A 17,077-nucleotide genomic window follows, 5' to 3' on the forward strand; every position below is an offset into this window, starting at 1 on the left:
TATGACAGAAAAATTGATATCTATTAGCTTATTTATTTATTTGTTTATTCGCTGGTACGTTTTAAACCATACTTCTCAATTTTACTGTAAAGATGACTTCTCTGAATATCAATGTCATCTGCAGTTTTAGAAACATTCCAGTTATTCTTTTCCAGCTTGTATTTAATGTACTCCTTTTCGGCGTTGTCCTTATACTCCTGGAAACTGGCAAACTGATCGAAGTTGGGTGTTTGCAGCTGAGGAGAACTGTGGGAAGGGCTGCCGTTAAATGTCACCGGAGTTTCAGGGCCGGAAGGATTAGCAAAGGTGCGTACGTCACCTTCTGTGATCACCTTATCACTAAGAATGATCAGTCGTTCAACCATATTACGCAGCTCCCGAATATTTCCTGTCCAGGGTAGCGACTTAAGGGCCTCAATAGCGCCGTCACTGAACTTCTTTACGGGCATACCGTATTCATTACAGATTTCCTCGCAGAAGCTCTGGGCAATGATCGGGATATCATCCTTACGTTCAGTTAAAGGCGGTACATGGATCAAGATCACACTTAGCCGGTGATACAAGTCCATCCGGAAGTTGCCATTTTCAATTTCTTTGAGCAGATCTTTGTTTGTTGCAGCTATAACGCGCACATCAACCTCAATCTCTTTTTCGCCGCCCACCCGGGTGATCTTGTTTTCCTGTAAGGCTCTCAGAACTTTCGCCTGTGCCGAGTGGCTCATGTCGCCAATCTCATCCAGGAACAACGTTCCGCCGGTAGCCTGCTCGAATTTACCTATCCGCTGTTTAACAGCTGACGTAAATGATCCTTTCTCGTGTCCGAACAGTTCACTTTCGATAAGCTCAGATGGGATAGCTGCACAGTTCACCTCAATAAGGGGTGCATTCGAGCGGTTCGATTTTTCATGCAGCCAGCGGGCTACAAGTTCTTTACCACTTCCGTTAGCTCCCGTAACAAGTACCCTGGCGTCGGTAGGGGCAACTCTGCTGATCGTATCTTTGATCTTACCGATAGCTGGTGAGTTTCCTAAGATCTCCCTTACCTTGCTTACCTTTCGTTTTAAAACTTTGGTTTCGGTGACCAGGTTTCCACGCTCGAGAGCGTTTCGTACGGTGATGAGAAGCCTGTTGAGATCAGGTGGTTTCGAAATAAAATCGTAAGCCCCTTTTTTGCTTGCTTCAACAGCTGTTTCGATAGTCCCGTGGCCGGATATCATAATGAAGGGGAGGTCGGGTTTAAGTGCAAGTCCTTCTCCAAGAACTTCCATACCGTCCATCTTGTTCATTTTGATATCACAAAGAACCAGATCGAAATCTTTGTTCTTTATCAATTCCAGGCCGTCGATGCCATTGTCTACATCCTCTACGAGGTAGTCTTCATATTCAAGGATTTCCCTTAATGTGTTGCGTATTGCACGTTCGTCGTCTACAATAAGAATTTTTGCCATAATGCTATGTTCTTGGAAACGCAGGGCTGATGTAATTGTTTGTACGTTGTATACAAATATATACAGTATTAATTGAAAAGCTAATTATTAAGGTCATGAGCTCAATTTTTTAGGGAAAGTTTTTTGTGTTCTTTGGGTGGTAGGTGGTTTTTAGGCACACGCGACACGCGTGCGCCAAAGCTTTTTCATAAATCAATGTAAATCCTTTGGACGATGGGGGGGATCAAGTAGAAAAGTTGGGGGCGGCTAAGCGCATTAGTGCCAAACTTTTTAAAACGGTCGTCATGCCGATCCTGAATCAAGTTCAGGATTCGGCAACTCTTGGACTATAAAGGACCTGCTTAAGCAAGAGGTCCTGAAACAAGTTCAGGATGACGAAGGAAAAGAACAACCTCCAACTTTTCCGCTTGATCCACGATGGGCTTCAAGGTTATGCATTATCCCTCAAAAAAATCCCCCCGGGAACCCTGGGGGGATAATAATTTGCAAGCCTGTAAGCCGGGTTCTGTTTCCTGCCAGGCAGAAATTCTATCATTTATCTAGCCCTGCCATCACTGACAGGATCTAACGACCTACCCGCTAACTCGGGCGAGCAACCCTCAAACGTTAGCTTATTTGGTCTTTCAACTCCTGGGGTTTACCGCGATGCATGTCGCCATACAAAGCCGTGAGCTCTTACCTCGCGTTTTCACCCTTACCACAACGAATCATGGCGGTTTATTTTCTGTGGCACTTTCCGTATCCCGTAACAGGACCCTTCCCGTTAGGAAGCAGGATGCTCTGTGTTGCCCGGACTTTCCTCTCTTCGCAAGCGAACAGCGATAGAACGGCTTGTGCTGCAAAAATAGCGAAAATAAGGGAATGTTTTCTGGCTTAGGATTTGTTTAATGTCAATAGCAATTCGTCTAAGTTGCCTAAGGCCATTGTAAAGCCTTCCTTGAATCCAAGTTCAATTACCTTTTCAAGATCAGCAAGACTTTGATATTTTGCTGTAATTGTTACTGTGGTTTTATGGTCTCTTTCACTGAAATTATTCGTCCAGAGTGTCCTTGGCATAGTTTGATCAACGCTTCCGTTTTCATCGCAGAATGCGTCTAATCCCGTGTAGCTCTTTTTAGGATCGATTTTTTGGTAGTCATTTTTACACCAATGTTTCTGACCTTCCGGGCTAAGCATATGATACAACCACATTCCGCCTTCTCTGAAATCCATTGATTTAGTTACTGTCTGATAGGGTTTGGGAGCCCACCATTGATCGAGGAGTTCTGGCTCGGTCCAGGCACTCCAAACCAGGTCAAGGTTTGCGTCAAATTCTCTTTTTACATTTACGGTGTTGTTTTCTTTGTCGACAGCAAAGTCAAATAATAGTACTGTTTTCATGTTTTTGGTTTTTTGATTGTTGATAATAGTTCATCTAGTTGACTGAAACGAGTTTCCCAGATTTTACGGAACTGTTCCAGCCATTTGTCTATTTCTTTCATTCTCTCCACTTCAAGCCGGTAATAAATCTCCCTGCCTTTCTGTTCGCCTTTTACCAGTTCGCACTCTGTCAAAATGCGTAGATGTTTTGAAACTGCTTGTCGTGATGTATTAAACTGTTCGGCAATGGCATTTGGTGTCATTGCTTGCAGGGCTATCAGGGTAATGATTGCCCGTCTGGTTGGGTCAGCAACTGCCTGGAAAATATCTCTTCTCATGTTTCAGTGGTTTTATGAAACTAAACGGTTGCAAATATAAATGCAACTGATCGGTTTCGCAAATTGTTTTAAGAAAAATTGTGTTTAGAAGGCGTTGGGGAAATTACAAAAGGATTGCTTAATGTGATGCGAAAAATTCTGAACTTGGCCCGTATAACCAGGTAAGAATGGAAATAGGAATAGATAGCTTCGCTTCGGCATTATACGGATCAAATACCTTGACACCGGTCATAGCTATGGAGCAATTGCTGGAACGCATCAAGTTGGCAGATGAGGTCGGTCTGGATGTTTTTGGAATCGGAGAACACCATAAAAAAGAGTTTCTGGATTCAGCTACTGCGGTGATCCTTGCTGCAGCGGCTGCGCAAACCCGCCGGATTCGCTTGACGAGCGCAGTGACTGTCCTGAGCGCAGCTGATCCGGTTAGGGTCTTTCAAAGCTTCGCTACGCTGGACCTGATCTCAAAGGGACGCGCTGAAATAGTTGTGGGGCGCGGTTCATCAATAGAAGCTTACCCGCTTTTTGGCTTCAACCTTAATGATTATGATGCCTTGTTCCGGGAAAAGCTTGAGCTTCTACTGCAAATCCGTGAGCAGGAATTTGTTAGCTGGTCCGGGCGCTTTCGCCCTGCACTTGATAATCAGCCGGTTTACCCGAGACCTTACCAGGAAAAGATACCCGTATGGCTTGGGGTAGGTGGTACCCCCGAATCCTTCGCCCGTGCCGGAGCGTTAGGCTTGCCGCTTATGGTAGCTATCATCGGCGGAAATACACATCGCTTCAGGCCACTTATTGATCTGTATAAAGATGCAGGTGCACGCGCCGGATTTGGGCAAGACCAACTGAAGGTTGGATTACATTCGCCCGGATATGTAGGTACTGATAATGATGCCGCAATAACTGAATACTATCCAGGCTATGCTGAGTTGTGGACGAAATTAGGGAGGGAGCGCGGCTGGCCACCGGTTACCAGGCAACAGTTCGATCAGCTGATCGGGCCGAAAGGCGTTTTGCTTGTGGGAGGGCCGGAAAGGGTGGCCGAGAAACTGCTGGCACACAGCGAGTCGCTTGGTGGAATTTCCCGGTTTACTTTCCAGATGGATAATGCGGGATTGACACACCAGCAGCTGATGCGTTCGATCGAACTGATCGGTTCGAAAGTGATTCCTTTGCTGAGATCCGAAAAGGCTTAGTTTGCTACGTATCGAGCTTAATGAATACGCCACTCAAATAGAGGAAAGCAGCACTTCTCAAAGCCGAAAAAAAGCAATTAACAGATTAAAAAACAAGGCTGTCTTAAAAGACTTAAGACAGCCTTGTTTGTAATAGCTTAGACTATCTAATTATTCTTAATGCCAATTTCTTTTAGCAGAAACCCTGCTTTATCAACCTTTGATGCTACCCACAACACATACCGGATATCCACACCAATAGACCTGCTATAATTCTCGTTCCAGGCATAATCATTAATTGTTGCTTCGTAAGCCCTGTCGAAATTCACTCCAACCAGCTCGCCATAGGCGTTCATTATTGGGGAGCCCGAGTTGCCGCCCGTAGTGTCCATATTGTAGAGGAAGGCTACAGGTACATCGTTCAGATCATTCTTTGCGAAGGGTCCAAAATCTTTTGCCTGCCACAGGTTCTTAATAACCGGCGGATAACGGTAATCCGGGTTATCGGTACTGCCTTTTTCCAACAGGCCCTTAATGGTGGTAAAAGGCTTCATATAAGTAGCATCAGAAGGGGAGTAGCCTCTCACATAACCGTAGGTTAGCCTTAAGGTACTGTTGGCATCCGGAATGAATAGCTGTTTCTTATGCAGTTCTTTCATCGCTACATAATCGCCCATTAGTTTGTTCAATAAGCCTTCAGTGCGGTCTCTTTCATGTTTGCTTTCAAAGATCTGCTTGCTTAAACCTATTTCGAAGTTTAGCAGGGCATCATTATAAGAGCTTAGCGTAGTGGACGATTTCAATAGCGTGTTCAGTACATAATTTTCATCCTTCAGTCTGGTGTATTCCAGGGTGCTGCCTATAAATTTGTCGATCTGTTCCTGGTTACTAAAGCCTTTAGTGATCATCTTGTCTACGATCTGGATGCGTTGATTTTTGGGAAGCTGTGAAGCGTCTAATAGCATTTTTGTGAAGATTGTCCTGTCGGCATCCAGGTCATAACTATCGTATATCTGTTTTAAATTAGCTGAGAGGAACTTGACGCTGTCGGTATAAAATTTTTCTTTCAGGGCCCCAGGTTTCGCCGCCATTCTCATTTTAAAAGAATTGATCTGCCGGGCTACACTCAATAAGCTGGTGCTGCTATAGATCTGTGCCAGCCACATATCGCGGTAAACGCTACTATAGATCACTTTATAAAGCTGGTCGATGTCGCTCATCAGGTTACCATAATTCTTTTTTAGTTCAATATCCGAATTGATGAAGGCAGCTAGTTCTGCGTCCTCTTTAGCTTTTTGCTCAACAAGGTTGAGGCCCTTTAGTCCTTTAAGCTTACCGCGGTAGTTTTTCAATACATTTGCATTGCGTTTGATCCTTGTTGAGAGCTTTAATTCGGTAGCACGGTTCTTCTTCCCGGTTTCTTCCAGTACTTTGTTCTGATAATCATACAGATTGGCGGTGTAGGGAAGCAGGTATTCCTGCTGGTAACGGATGAATTGAGATGGCCGGTTTCTAAAAGTCCTGCCGGGATAGCCAAGGATGAAAACAAAGTCTTCTTCACTTACGCCATTTGCGTTCACCTTCAAGAACTTCTTCGGGGTGTAGGGTACGTTGTCTTTGGAGTATTGAGCTGAACTTCCGTCGGGTGCTACATAGGCCCTCATGAATGCAAAGTCGCCGGTATGCCTGGGCCATACCCAGTTATCTGTTTCACCTCCGAATTCACCGATGTCGCGTCTGGGTACATAAACCAACCTTACGTCCTGAATAGTTTTGTACCTGAATAATACATAGGTTTTCCCAATAAACATCTCAGACACCTCAGCCCTGATGGTTTTATCGCTGCTTTCTGCCTGCCGGGCAATATCCTTCATCTTATCATTGATGATGCGTATACGAGCCGCAGGGTCAGTGATGCCTGTTACGGCACCGAGGACCTGCGCAGAAACGTCTTCATAGCTGTCGGTGATGCGGCAGGTGAGGCCTTTAGCGGAGATTTCCTTTTGTTTGGAACCGGCTACAAAGCCATTTTCAAGGTAGTCGTTTTCCGGAGAACTTGCCTGCTGGACAGCACTAAAGGCACAATGATGATTAGTAATGATCAAGCCTTCATTCGATATGAACGAGCCGGTACATCCGCCGACATTTACTAATGCATCGATCAGGCTTATGCTGTCGGGATTGTAAATTTCTTTCTGGCTGATCTTTAGTCCCGCCTTATTTAAGTCAATTTTATTCAACTCACTCAGGGGAAACATGCCTTCGTCGAATGGACGGTAGGCAGAGACGCCAACCAACAATGCAACGAGGGCAAGGCCTCCGAAGGTTTTCCTGCTAAATTTCATGATGTATTGAGTATTTGTGTGTAACGATGCAAAGGTAGTGTTATTTGTAAGTTATAAGTTGTAAGTAGTGCTAAGTTATAAGTAGACCAAAAAGAAAGCCCCCGGCGTAAATGGCCGGGGGCCGGTCAGAACAATTTAGTTTCTGTGCCCGTAATACCGGTCGTTACTCCGGTTATGGTGCCAATGATTGTCCCTTTTGTGTTTTTTGCGTTGTCCCGGAGGCATGCCATGGGGATGTCTGCGGTAATTATCCCTGTCGCCGCGGTGATAAACCTTCACCCTGTCTGTGCGGATCTCATAGTGAGCGGGAATGGTCCTGCCGAAGATGGCGCCGCCTGTGCGTCTCGCAGGCACCCAAACCCTGCGTTCGCGCACTTGCCAATGGTATGAACCATTGTTGTCACGGCATACTTCCCTTTCATCATACCTGCGGATCTCGTTCCGGGAATGCGACTGTCCTGATGCTGAGCCCAATGCTGCAATGAGCGCCAGCGATAAAAGAATTTTTTTCATTACCATAATTTGTTTCTAAGTGGCAATGAAGCGATCATGAGAGCTCATGATGGTTTCATCTTAAATGTGTGTTTGTGTGTCCCATAAAACGACGCCTTGCTGCCTTCTGGTATAAATATGACGCAGAATTGATGCAAATGGTTTCATCGTAAACAATACTTACCGTGAAATTACTTCTTTCTGCCTGTGGCAGAGGTATATTTGTGCATGGCAGAAGACTTACTTATTGCATCAGGAAACAAAGATGAACAGTACCGTTCATTGCTTCCGCAGATCAAAGCGTTGGTAGAGGGTGAAACAGATCTGGTTGCTAACCTGGCAAATATAGCAGCCGCGCTGAAAGAACAGTTTGATTTTTTCTGGGTAGGGTTTTACCTGGTTAAAAATGATGAACTGGTTTTAGGGCCTTTCCAGGGACCTGTGGCCTGCACCAGGATAGCCAGGGGAAAAGGGGTATGCGGCGCTGCGCGCGAACAGTCGAAAACGCTTATCGTCCCCGATGTGGAAGCTTTTCCGGGGCACATTTCCTGCAATTCTTTATCGAAGTCGGAAATTGTGGTGCCCTTGATCCGGGCCGGCGAAGTATGGGCGGTTCTGGATGTAGACAGTGAATATTTGGCGCATTTTGACTCAACAGATCAAAAACACCTGGAGGAAATAGTGGGACTGATCCAATAGCTAAATCCTCCAGGTCATCATACTATTTTATTGCTTAAACTTTAATAAAAACGCATCCGACAACTTTATCAGGTTGGCATAAGTTGAATCGATTGAGGATATCTTAAGTTTTTCGTTAGTGAAATAGCTTGCCGCCTGCTCATCCGATTTATTCCCTTTGTCCGCTTCAAACTGATGCATCCAGTCGTTCATAAGGTCGTCCGCCTTACTTAGTTTATTCTGAAGTTGTGCAATGGTGTCCTTTTCCCTGATGATATCCATGCCCGGATAATGTTTAACCAGGCTATCTAGATTCTCAGCAAGGGTGTCCAGCTTTCGCTTGTTTTTGTAAGCAAGTTCAGCATCGAGCATCACTTCATCGTGTATCGTGACCACTTCGTCGCGTATCGATTTGTAATCCGCATTTTGTCTACAAGACATACACCAGGTTGCTGTTATTATTGCAAGTAAAAATATTCTCTTCATTGTTGTTATTGACTTATTTTAAATGGACGGCTCTGTAATAGACAGCCGGTTTATTGTTAAGCTCCCTGACCCAGGCGACAATCAACTTATTATTTAAAACTGAAATAACCGCATGATGATCATTATGCGATCCGTCGGTTACATCGATCGATTTCTCTTCCTCGGCATCCTGCAGGATCTTCAGGCTGATCCGGGATTTTACTCCTGGCATCTGAGTATGTGGCATCCTGGAATGATCTCCCTTATGCTGATGTTTAGGTCCTTCCGCTTTTTCATGTCCCTCAACCGGTTCTTCAAAAACTAATGCCTGCCTGCCTTCTGGCAAGGTGACCATCTGGGGATGGCGACCCTCGCTGCTGATTAGAGAGCGATTGGAAAAGCCTTCATTTAAAGCACGGGTATGGTATATACCTGGCTTCCCTTCCGCAGCAGTAAACCAAACAGCATGTATGCCGTTGCGGCCTGTCGCCAGGGTCGGGCCAGAATGGGGACAACCTTCTATTTGCCAGTGATCATTGCTTAGGGCCTGTTCGGCGCTAAAAGTCTGTCCGTTATTATCTGAGGAGATATAGACAATATCCCGTACTTGTTTGCCTAAAAGCTTTTCAGGAAACGTAATGCTGCGATAAGCGATATGGATCACTCCATTTTTATCACAAAAGAGGTCGGTGCGGCAGCATTCGCAGGTGCTTTTATTGAGACAGCTGTCGGCGCCGAAACCTGTTCCTGCAGAGGTTTTTGAAAGGAAGAGGGCTGAGCCTTTCTCTGCTTTTCCGTAACGGCCATCAAGCCAGATGGCCGCAATTTCACCGCCTTTCAGCCTTGAGATGTCAAAAAAGCCCCTTCCATGAGCATGAGAGGTGTCGGAGTGGAGGAAAGATGAGGGCGACCATGTTTTTCCATTGTCAGCAGACAAGCTGTAATAGATAGCCCCTGCATAGGGATTTTTCTCGTTTACAAATCTTTTAGAATAAACAGCCAGCACCGTTCCATCGTTCTTAAAGGCAACCTTGCCCATGCTTTCGGCCGAAGCTGCGCAACCGGCGGAAGCGGGGATAACAACAGGCGCTAAAAATCTGCCGGCAGCGGAATCGTACACAGCATATTGCAAGCGGTTTAAGGAGTCGCTTCCGCTCTTAGCCGTCCAGCAAAGTACCGGATTATTATGATTATCACGGCTAAAATAAGGTCCTGCGGACTCGATGCTTTGTGTATCCACCGCGTTTTCGGCGGAGTTTTCCCGCGTGGGTTGCTTGCAGCTGAAGGCAACAGAAAGCCATAGGAACAGTCCGGCCAGGGCTTTAAAAGTTTTTCTATAAGTTTGCATTCGCATAGCGTTTATTTTGTAGATGGATGGAAATGCCGAGGCTGAATGTCCGCGGTGCCGCTGCATTATACGTTGCTCCGTATTGGTTTGCCGTAACATTGGTGGCGTATAGTTTATCCGTAAGATTTATAGCATTTAGCCACATCCCGGCGCTACGGGCAAATCCGCTTTTAAGCTCATAGCCTAATCTTAGATTGAAAACATCGTAACCCTGGTAACTTTTGAAGTTGGCACTGTTGATGTAATACCTGTTCAGGTGTTGCCATTCCACAGCAGAGCGAAAGCCTTCTATAAATGCAGGTTTCCATGTAAGTTCTGTGTTTGCTATCCAGGAGGGTGCATTAGCCATTCTGTTGCCATCGTAGCTTATTGTTTTACCGGAAAGGATCTCGCTGTAATCCAGATAGGTGTGTCTGGCCAAAGTGCCGCCGATCCTCACTTGCCAGCTGGCCGCAGGCATAACGATCAGGTTGTATTCCATACCGGTATGCCGGGTAGCGCCAGCATTCTGGTTTTGAGTGGTATTGTCAGCTCCGAGCACGCTGATAATCTCATTTTTTCCATCCATGTTGTAAGCACTGAGTTCAAGAGCCAGCTTCCTGTTTAGCAAAGGTAGCCAGCCACCTATCTCATAGTTATAAAAAGTAGCCTGTTTGAGACGGTCCACCTGGCGCGAGTTATACAGCGTTCCGGTTTCAGGCGGCTGAAATCCTAAACTAAAATTGGCGTATACACCCCGGCCTTTTCCCAGATCGTAGGTAGCGCCGAACTTGGGAGCAATGATGTTATAGTTGTCTTTTTGTTGCTGTTTGTATTTGGTTTGATCAGCCGGCAGGGAGTTCCTGAAATTGTATCTCACGTTATCGTAGCGCAGCCCTGCAACTATACGCAAAGGCGACACTGGATTCAGTTCATATTGCACAAATGCTGCGGTATTAAAAAGCTTTATGCGATAATCATCAATTAAAGAATCAGTTTTTGTATAACCGGTGTAGTAATTGTTTGCCAAGTCTTTATCGATGCTCAGGAAGTTCGCATTGAACGTGCTCGGACTGTTGTCCAAATAAAAGCCGCCGATCAGTTTGGAGTTTAAAAAATTAATGTTCGTACGGTGTTGGATCAATAGACCGTAACTGTTAAAACTCTGATCATTCTCCTGTCCAACCGAACGCAGGTACTGCTTCGATTCATTACGTACATCCGAAATATAGTAAGCCGGAAGCTGCCCGGTTGAGTTATCCCGGAAGAAAGCAGTCACAAACGTCGCATTAGAAGCATTCCAGGTATGATCGAGACGGGTGCTGGCCCTGAAAGCGGCTACCCTCCGGTATGTAAATCGTTGATTGCTTGCATAACGCTGGCCGTAAAAGCGGGCACTATCAAGACTGCCGGGAGTCTGGGTATTAAGGTAATTGTAAGTTGCCGAAAGCAAGAGCCTTGTTGCCGGAGTAAAAGCGTAGCTGGCTTTAATGCTGGCGGAGTACTTATCAAAATCCGTATAATCCTGCCAGCTATCCCTTTGCCTGGCGGTATAAGCGGCGGCATATACGTCCAGTTTACCCTGCGACCATCCGCCGCTGGCATCCGCCCTGTAGTAATTATATCCATCGCCCTGAACGGAGATTTCCGGAGAAGCTCCGGCTCCGGGAACAGGGCTTATGAAGTTAACTGAGCCACCGATCGAATTACTGCCATACAGGGAAGAAGAAGGGCCCTTAAATACTTCAATATCCCTGACACTGTTCATGTTGATCTCGTACAGGGCATTGTGGTTAAAAATTCCGGTGGGCCGGATAGGTAAGCCATCTTCCAGATAGAGGTACAGAGCATTGTAGCTGATCGGCTGCCTGATGGCCATGGTATGTTGCTCGTTACCGAGGTTCACCATGTAAACACCCGAAACCTTATTCAGCAGCTGATACAGGGCTGTTGCCCGGGTATCCTTAATTGTTAAGCCATCAACCTTGCTTATAGCGGCAGGCACGTCTTTTCTTTTTTGTTCCTCCCGGCTCGCGGAAACTACGATTTCCGTCAGGTTGTTCAGTGAAGGAGTGAGGCTTACAATAATTTTTATGCCTTCCGGAGCGACGACCTTTGAAACATACCCTATACATGAGATGCTGATTGAATCAGCCCGGCTTGTAAGAGTGAAATGCCCTTGTTTGTCAGTGCTTGAAGTTTCAGAATTCTTCAGGGCTTTAATAGTTGCGCCCGCAACAGCTTGGTTGGTCTGAGCATCAATAACCCGACCGCTACACTGTTGCTGCGCATATAACGACTGGAATGCACATAAAATGCAGACCATAGCGATGCGTTTCATTGATTTGTCTTTAAGTTAAACCATCACCATAGTTCAGACAATAGCCTTGAACCTTAGGTGTTAATCAGAGTAATGGTGAAACTAGACTCTGGGCGGCTGGAAAAAATCAGATGAACGGTTACTAAGGCTAAAAGGTAAATCGGAAAAAGAAGTATGAACTATTTGAGGCACAGGAACAATCAGGTTAACTTTTCTGGTGATCAGCGCTTCCTGGAAGTTGTTTTTTTGCGACTGCCGCTCCTGATTCTTTTCTTTCTCTTCGGCCTGTTTAATCTTTTTGGCTAGGTAGCACTTCCCTTTACAATTCAAGACAGGTTTATCCCGGTTCTCGCAAAGCTTCGCTGCAATATACTTTTGATTTAGTGAAAAACCGGCAAACAGGAAACACCTGCTTAAGTTGGCGGTTAAAACAGTCACAATTAAAAGATATGCGGTTAAAGCACGAAACATAATTTGCTGCAAATGTAAAATTTAATGATCAGCCAGCAAAGTGTTTAACAGAATTGTAGGCAAACCGTGTCATTGGAATTTCAGATTTAATTACTCGATGCTTTTAAGGCATATTAACTCGTTTACTTTCATTAAGATTGCAGGCAATTGCAAATAAAACACACATGCCAGCACAATTAGTTAAAACACCCCTTGGGCGGTTTAGAATTATCGCGTTTTTGGAAGGTTTATCTTACCTTCTTCTAGGTGTCACCATGATCCTGAAATATCAATTCGCCATGCCTGAACCCAATAAGATTGTAGGAATGGCTCATGGCGTTTTATTTGTAGCTTACGTGTTCCTGCTTATTCCAGTGGCACTTCATTATAAGTGGAGCTTCGGTAAGGTAGCTGCGGCATTCCTTGTTTCTCTTGTGCCATTCGGCACTTTCTATGCTGAGAAAAAGATCTATAAATAGGGTGAGGAGTGATGAATTATGAGTTATAAATTATGAATGGCCGTTCATCACTCATAATTCATAACTCACCATTAGATTCGTTAATAATTCATCATTAAATTCGCGTTTATGAAAGAAGCAGGGCCCATAGGCATATTTGATTCAGGATACGGTGGTTTAACGGTTTTCAGGGAGATAGCTAAGGTGCTGCCTCAGTATGACTATCTATATCTTGGAGATAATGCCAGGGTTCCTTATGGCACCCGCTCTTTCGAAACCGTGTATCGCTATACCTGGGAGTGTGTGCAGCATCTGTTCAGCATGGGTTGCAGGCTGGTTATCCTGGCTTGTAATACGGCCTCCGCAAAAGCGCTGCGAAGTATTCAGCAAAACGACCTCACACAATTGCCAGATCTGCGCCGCGTCCTTGGGGTGATCCGGCCCACAGCGGAACTAGTGGGGGAATACAGCAAAACCCGTCGGGTTGGAATCCTTGGCACTCAGGGAACTGTGGCATCTCAATCGTATATAATAGAGATCGAAAAGTTTTTCCCCGACATCAAGGTAGAGCAGGAAGCCTGTCCCATGTGGGTTCCCCTGGTGGAAAACAATGAGTTTGACTCGCCAGGTGCGGATTACTTTATCAGGAAGAATCTGGATAGCCTGCTACAGAAGTCTCCGGATATCGACACCCTGGTGCTGGCATGTACGCATTATCCTTTGTTAATAAATAAGATCAGACAGTTTGTCTCAGCTGATATAACGCTTATATCTCAAGGTGAGCTGGTGGCAGAGAGCCTTTATGATTATTTGCAGAGACATCCCGAGATCGAGATTTTATGTTCAAAGAATGGGGATGCCGAATTTTATACCACCGAATCAACCGACGGGTTTAACCAAAAGGCTAAAGTTTTTCTCGGCCAGGAAGTGTTCTCAAAACACCTAGCTATTTAGGTCGCTTTTTTTCTAATAAATAATAATTCTGTTGTTCCTGATGGATTCATTCGCTTAATTTGCGGTCATATGAAATACTTCAGGTTAATACCTTTTGTCTGCGCCGCATTGTTGTTAGCTTCCTGTCAGGAAAATAAAAAGTTAAGTGATGAAAGCAACGCAGACAATACAGGCAGTTCGGCAAGTACGCAAGTGGCCGGTACATCTCAAACCAACACCGAAACAGCCGCAAAGGCAGAACGTAGGCCAGCAGATGCAGCCACCATTTTGAGTCGCAAGCAGGTTCCGATCCTTTGTTATCATCAGATCCGCGATTGGAAAGCTTCAGACTCCAAAACCGCGAAGGATTACATTACCCCTGTAGCTACCTTTAAAGCGCATATGAAAATGCTTGCTGATAGCGGCTATCATTCGGTATTGCCTGAGCAGGTATATAATTACCTGGTATATGGCGATTCTTTACCTTCTAAACCTGTAATGCTGACCTTTGACGATACGGATCTGGATCAGTTCACAGTTGCTGCGCCGGAACTTAAAAAGTACGGATTTAAAGCTGCTTATTTTATCATGACGGTATCTTTAGGCAGACCCCGCTACATGAGCAGGGATCAGGTAAAGCAATTGTCTGATGAAGGCAACCTGATTGGCAGCCACACCTGGAACCATGAAAATGTGAAAAAGTACAAAGGCGACGACTGGAAAAAACAAATCGAAAAGCCGACGAAAACGCTGGAAGAAATTACCGGTAAGAATATCGAATACTTTGCTTATCCTTTCGGATTATGGAACAAGGAAGCTATCCCGGAGCTTAAGAAAAGGGGATTTAAAGCTGCATTTATTCTGGCAACCACCCGCGATCAGGATGATCCACTGTTTACCATACGGAGGATCATTGCCAGCGGCTATTGGAGTGCAAAAACCTTGCATAACAGTATGGTGAATAGTTTCTCCGGAAAAAGAAACTGAAATAAAACAGCGCTCGCTCAGTGAGCGCTGTTTATTTTAATTATAGCAGCTCATCAAAATGAACAGGTAACTTATTGATCCGTTTCCCTGTGGCGTGAAAAATAGCATTAGCAATAGCCGCAGGCATGGCAACCAGGCCGATTTCACCAACTCCTTTTACACCAGCTTCGTTTATAAGTTCATCCGGCTCATCTGCAAAAATCACATCCAGTTCATTCACGTCCGCATGCACGGGTATGTGGTATTCTGCCAGATTTGTATTGATATACTTTCCAAGCTTTTCGTCAAGGATAGTTTCTTCATGCAAGGCTTTGCTGATACCCCATACCATAGAACCGGTTATCTGACTCCGGGCTGTTTTAGGATTGAGGATCTTTCCTGCGGCTACAGCCGATACAGCTCTTGTAACAGCGATAGTTTTCAGTTCTTTATCTACTTCAACTTCGACAAAAGCAGCACTATGAGTGGCCTTGGTGTATTTCCTTAGTTTGAAAGCATGAGGCATTCCCATATTGACAGTTCTGACAGGTCGGCCATTATTTGAGGCGACAATCTCTTGAAAGGACACAACGCTCATGGGGTCCTTCTTCAAGCGGATAGTGCCATTCTTAAACATCACATCGTCTTCGGCTGCTGCCTTTAGCGGCGAGTTAGAGATCGCTTTTGCCTTTTTCAATAGCTTTTTTTTCAAAGCTCTTGCCGCAATAATTATCGCTGATGCTGTTGACGCTGCAATAGCAGAACCGCCCTGAAACATTGAAAAAGGCTTCTGACTATCACCATAATTGAATGTTACGTCCTCCAGGGGCAGGCCCAAAGCATCAGCGGCCACCTGTGTCATCACGGTAAATGTTCCGGTTCCTATATCAGTTACAGCGTTATTAATAATAAGTTTCCCCTCTTTAGTGATAATGGCTTCGATACGGGAGGGGAACTGGTAGGCATCCCATATACCTGTAGCCATACCGTATCCCACTAATTTATTGCCGCGAGTCATGCTGCCGGGTTCGGGATTTCGGTCTTTCCATCCAAAACGCTCTGCCGCCTTTAGATAGCATTGCTTCAATTCTTTACTGGTAAATGATTTACCTGTTGAAGGGTCAATTTCAGAATAATTCCTTAAACGAAGTTCCAGAGGATCCATCTTCAGTTTATAAGAAAGTTCGTCCATCATGCACTCAATAGCATGCATTGCTGTGCAGCCACCCGGTGCCCGCATATCAAGAGGCGAAGGTAAGTCGAGCGGAGCCAGCTTGTATTCAAGAAGAGTATTGGCCGCCGGATAAAGCTTGTGGCTCCAGGTAACCACACTTTCTGCATAGTCCTCAAATTGCGATGTTTCGCCAATCGCAAGGTGATTCATAGCCGTGATGCTTCCGTTTTCGTCTGTACTGAATCTAAGTTTCTGATACGTTTGCGGGCGGTGGCCGAAAGTAAACATCTGCTTTCTGTCGAGTGTAACACGGACATTCCTTTTTAATTCCAATGCAGCCATTACACATAAGAAAAGCTGATGCTGCGGCCTTAAACCTGATCCGAAAGTACCTCCCACAAAAGGAGCTATTACCCTGACATTTTTATAAGATAATCCAAATGCATTGGCCACATAGAGTTGATTGTTTATGGTACCCTGAGTTTTGTCGAATATGGTGAGTTTTCCGTTTCCCTCATAAACCGTTGTAGTTGCAAATAGCTCCATGGGATTATGGTGCTCCGTACTATGCAGGTACTCTGCAGTATGCTTTACTGCAGAGTTTTCAAAGGCTTTTTCAAAATTGCCTGTAGGCGCCGGTGGAGGAGGTTTCAGGAGGGTTGCGATGCCTTTCTTTGCATCCCGTCCCTTTTCCAGGTTATTATCCAGGCAGGTCTCGAAGAATTCTTCTTCATACTCAAAACGGACAAGGGTGGAGGCGTACCTCGCTGTTTCAAAATCATTCGCCACCAGCAATGCTATCGGCTGACCGTTATACTTTATTTCGTTGTCGTACAGAGGCTTGAATACGGTGCCTGGCGGCGCATCCATATCTGCATACTTTATATCGAGCCAGGGCAATTCCGGCCGGTTTTCATGACTGAAGACCGCTACAACACCTTCAACCGCAGTAGCGGCACTTGTATCTATGCTCGTTATCTTCCCCTTGGTGATGGTGCTGTTTATTACGTAGCCGTATAAAAGATTGGGGGCATCATATTCGGCTGCGTATTTAGCTGCGCCAGTGACTTTGAGTCTGCCTTCCAAACGACTTACAGGTTTTCCAACTGATGACTGATCTGACATAATTTATTTGCTTTTACTACACGTTGT

At 45.2% G+C, this 17,077-nt stretch carries 15 protein-coding genes and 1 other RNA gene; 5 read left to right on the top strand and 11 right to left on the bottom strand.

Annotation, left to right across the window (positions count from 1 at the left end):
* Window positions 1-44: 44 nt before the first annotated feature.
* The 4 genes from J3P37_RS14995 to J3P37_RS15010 form a co-directional block, all read right to left on the bottom strand.
* Complete coding sequence (locus tag J3P37_RS14995; protein WP_256012162.1) at window positions 45-1,448, bottom strand: sigma-54-dependent transcriptional regulator; 1,404 nt, start codon at window positions 1,446-1,448, stop codon at window positions 45-47.
* 480 nt (window positions 1,449-1,928) lie between these two features.
* An RNA gene (gene rnpB / locus J3P37_RS15000) (RNase P RNA component class A) lies at window positions 1,929-2,286 on the bottom strand.
* 35 nt (window positions 2,287-2,321) lie between these two features.
* On the bottom strand, window positions 2,322-2,828 hold the full coding sequence (locus J3P37_RS15005) for an SRPBCC family protein (RefSeq protein ID WP_256012163.1): 507 nt from the start codon (window positions 2,826-2,828) through the stop codon (window positions 2,322-2,324).
* Window positions 2,825-3,145, bottom strand: coding sequence for an ArsR/SmtB family transcription factor (locus tag J3P37_RS15010; protein ID WP_256012164.1), 321 nt, complete (start codon window positions 3,143-3,145; stop codon window positions 2,825-2,827). The genes J3P37_RS15005 and J3P37_RS15010 overlap by 4 nt, the downstream gene beginning before the upstream one ends.
* A 167-nt stretch (window positions 3,146-3,312) precedes the next feature.
* Between J3P37_RS15010 and J3P37_RS15015 the strand changes: the two genes are divergently transcribed.
* A complete protein-coding gene (locus J3P37_RS15015) occupies window positions 3,313-4,338 on the top strand; it encodes an LLM class flavin-dependent oxidoreductase (protein WP_256012165.1) in 1,026 nt (341 codons plus the stop codon).
* Window positions 4,339-4,484: 146 nt separating this feature from the next.
* Here the strand turns inward: J3P37_RS15015 and J3P37_RS15020 are convergent, their stop codons facing one another.
* Both J3P37_RS15020 and J3P37_RS15025 read right to left on the bottom strand, forming a co-directional pair.
* Entirely contained in the window at window positions 4,485-6,662 is a 2,178-nt protein-coding gene (locus J3P37_RS15020; protein ID WP_256012166.1) for a S46 family peptidase, read from the bottom strand.
* A gap of 135 nt (window positions 6,663-6,797) precedes the next feature.
* Window positions 6,798-7,175, bottom strand: a complete 378-nt coding sequence (locus J3P37_RS15025; RefSeq protein WP_256012167.1) for a hypothetical protein — start codon at window positions 7,173-7,175, stop codon at window positions 6,798-6,800.
* Between the two features lie 207 nt (window positions 7,176-7,382).
* On the opposite strand from J3P37_RS15025, the gene J3P37_RS15030 reads away from it, so the two are divergent.
* Entirely contained in the window at window positions 7,383-7,853 is a 471-nt protein-coding gene (locus J3P37_RS15030; protein WP_256012168.1) for a free L-methionine (R)-S-oxide reductase MsrC, read from the top strand.
* A 27-nt stretch (window positions 7,854-7,880) separates the two neighbouring features.
* Here J3P37_RS15030 and J3P37_RS15035 read toward each other — a convergent pair whose 3' ends face one another.
* The 4 genes from J3P37_RS15035 to J3P37_RS15050 form a co-directional block, all read right to left on the bottom strand.
* The gene (locus J3P37_RS15035; RefSeq protein ID WP_256012169.1) at window positions 7,881-8,273 is read right to left on the bottom strand and encodes a hypothetical protein; all 393 of its coding nucleotides are present in this window, start codon (window positions 8,271-8,273) and stop codon (window positions 7,881-7,883) included.
* A gap of 58 nt (window positions 8,274-8,331) precedes the next feature.
* Window positions 8,332-9,645 carry a hypothetical protein gene (locus J3P37_RS15040; protein WP_256012170.1) on the bottom strand — a complete coding sequence of 438 codons (1,314 nt, stop codon included), beginning with the start codon at window positions 9,643-9,645 and terminating at the stop codon, window positions 8,332-8,334.
* Complete coding sequence (locus J3P37_RS15045; RefSeq protein ID WP_256012171.1) at window positions 9,632-11,965, bottom strand: TonB-dependent receptor; 2,334 nt, start codon at window positions 11,963-11,965, stop codon at window positions 9,632-9,634. The genes J3P37_RS15040 and J3P37_RS15045 overlap by 14 nt, the downstream gene beginning before the upstream one ends.
* Window positions 11,966-12,046: 81 nt before the next feature.
* On the bottom strand, window positions 12,047-12,415 hold the full coding sequence (locus tag J3P37_RS15050; protein ID WP_256012172.1) for a hypothetical protein: 369 nt from the start codon (window positions 12,413-12,415) through the stop codon (window positions 12,047-12,049).
* A gap of 164 nt (window positions 12,416-12,579) precedes the next feature.
* Here J3P37_RS15050 and J3P37_RS15055 point away from each other — a divergent pair, with 164 nt between their 5' ends.
* The 3 genes from J3P37_RS15055 (at window position 12,580) to J3P37_RS15065 (ending at window position 14,772) form a co-directional block, all read left to right on the top strand.
* Window positions 12,580-12,873, top strand: a complete 294-nt coding sequence (locus J3P37_RS15055; RefSeq protein WP_256012173.1) for a DUF3817 domain-containing protein — start codon at window positions 12,580-12,582, stop codon at window positions 12,871-12,873.
* 108 nt (window positions 12,874-12,981) lie between these two features.
* A complete protein-coding gene (gene murI / locus J3P37_RS15060) occupies window positions 12,982-13,806 on the top strand; it encodes a glutamate racemase (protein ID WP_256012174.1) in 825 nt (274 codons plus the stop codon).
* A gap of 69 nt (window positions 13,807-13,875) precedes the next feature.
* Window positions 13,876-14,772: a polysaccharide deacetylase family protein gene (locus J3P37_RS15065; protein ID WP_256012175.1), complete on the top strand. Its 897-nt coding sequence runs from the start codon at window positions 13,876-13,878 to the stop codon at window positions 14,770-14,772.
* A gap of 40 nt (window positions 14,773-14,812) precedes the next feature.
* On the opposite strand, the gene J3P37_RS15070 is transcribed toward J3P37_RS15065, so the two are convergent.
* Window positions 14,813-17,050 (bottom strand): xanthine dehydrogenase family protein molybdopterin-binding subunit, encoded by a 2,238-nt coding sequence (locus J3P37_RS15070; RefSeq protein ID WP_256012176.1) that lies wholly within the window; start codon window positions 17,048-17,050, stop codon window positions 14,813-14,815.
* Between the last annotated feature and the right edge of the window lie 27 nt (window positions 17,051-17,077).

The organism is Desertivirga xinjiangensis (assembly GCF_024436435.1).
GTDB lineage: Bacteria > Bacteroidota > Bacteroidia > Sphingobacteriales > Sphingobacteriaceae > Desertivirga > Desertivirga xinjiangensis.

Excerpts from the sequence above, each read along its gene's own strand:
- J3P37_RS14995 (WP_256012162.1), bottom strand. The coding sequence starts at position 1,448 with ATGGCAAAAATTCTTATTGTAGACGACGAACGTGCAATACGCAACACA.
- J3P37_RS15005 (WP_256012163.1), bottom strand. The coding sequence starts at position 2,828 with ATGAAAACAGTACTATTATTTGACTTTGCTGTCGACAAAGAAAACAAC.
- J3P37_RS15010 (WP_256012164.1), bottom strand. The coding sequence starts at position 3,145 with ATGAGAAGAGATATTTTCCAGGCAGTTGCTGACCCAACCAGACGGGCA.
- J3P37_RS15015 (WP_256012165.1), top strand. The coding sequence starts at position 3,313 with ATGGAAATAGGAATAGATAGCTTCGCTTCGGCATTATACGGATCAAAT.
- J3P37_RS15020 (WP_256012166.1), bottom strand. The coding sequence starts at position 6,662 with ATGAAATTTAGCAGGAAAACCTTCGGAGGCCTTGCCCTCGTTGCATTG.
- J3P37_RS15025 (WP_256012167.1), bottom strand. The coding sequence starts at position 7,175 with ATGAAAAAAATTCTTTTATCGCTGGCGCTCATTGCAGCATTGGGCTCA.
- J3P37_RS15030 (WP_256012168.1), top strand. The coding sequence starts at position 7,383 with ATGGCAGAAGACTTACTTATTGCATCAGGAAACAAAGATGAACAGTAC.
- J3P37_RS15035 (WP_256012169.1), bottom strand. The coding sequence starts at position 8,273 with ATGTCTTGTAGACAAAATGCGGATTACAAATCGATACGCGACGAAGTG.
- J3P37_RS15040 (WP_256012170.1), bottom strand. The coding sequence starts at position 9,645 with ATGCAAACTTATAGAAAAACTTTTAAAGCCCTGGCCGGACTGTTCCTA.
- J3P37_RS15045 (WP_256012171.1), bottom strand. The coding sequence starts at position 11,965 with ATGAAACGCATCGCTATGGTCTGCATTTTATGTGCATTCCAGTCGTTA.
- J3P37_RS15050 (WP_256012172.1), bottom strand. The coding sequence starts at position 12,415 with ATGTTTCGTGCTTTAACCGCATATCTTTTAATTGTGACTGTTTTAACC.
- J3P37_RS15055 (WP_256012173.1), top strand. The coding sequence starts at position 12,580 with ATGCCAGCACAATTAGTTAAAACACCCCTTGGGCGGTTTAGAATTATC.
- murI (WP_256012174.1), top strand. The coding sequence starts at position 12,982 with ATGAAAGAAGCAGGGCCCATAGGCATATTTGATTCAGGATACGGTGGT.
- J3P37_RS15065 (WP_256012175.1), top strand. The coding sequence starts at position 13,876 with ATGAAATACTTCAGGTTAATACCTTTTGTCTGCGCCGCATTGTTGTTA.
- J3P37_RS15070 (WP_256012176.1), bottom strand. The coding sequence starts at position 17,050 with ATGTCAGATCAGTCATCAGTTGGAAAACCTGTAAGTCGTTTGGAAGGC.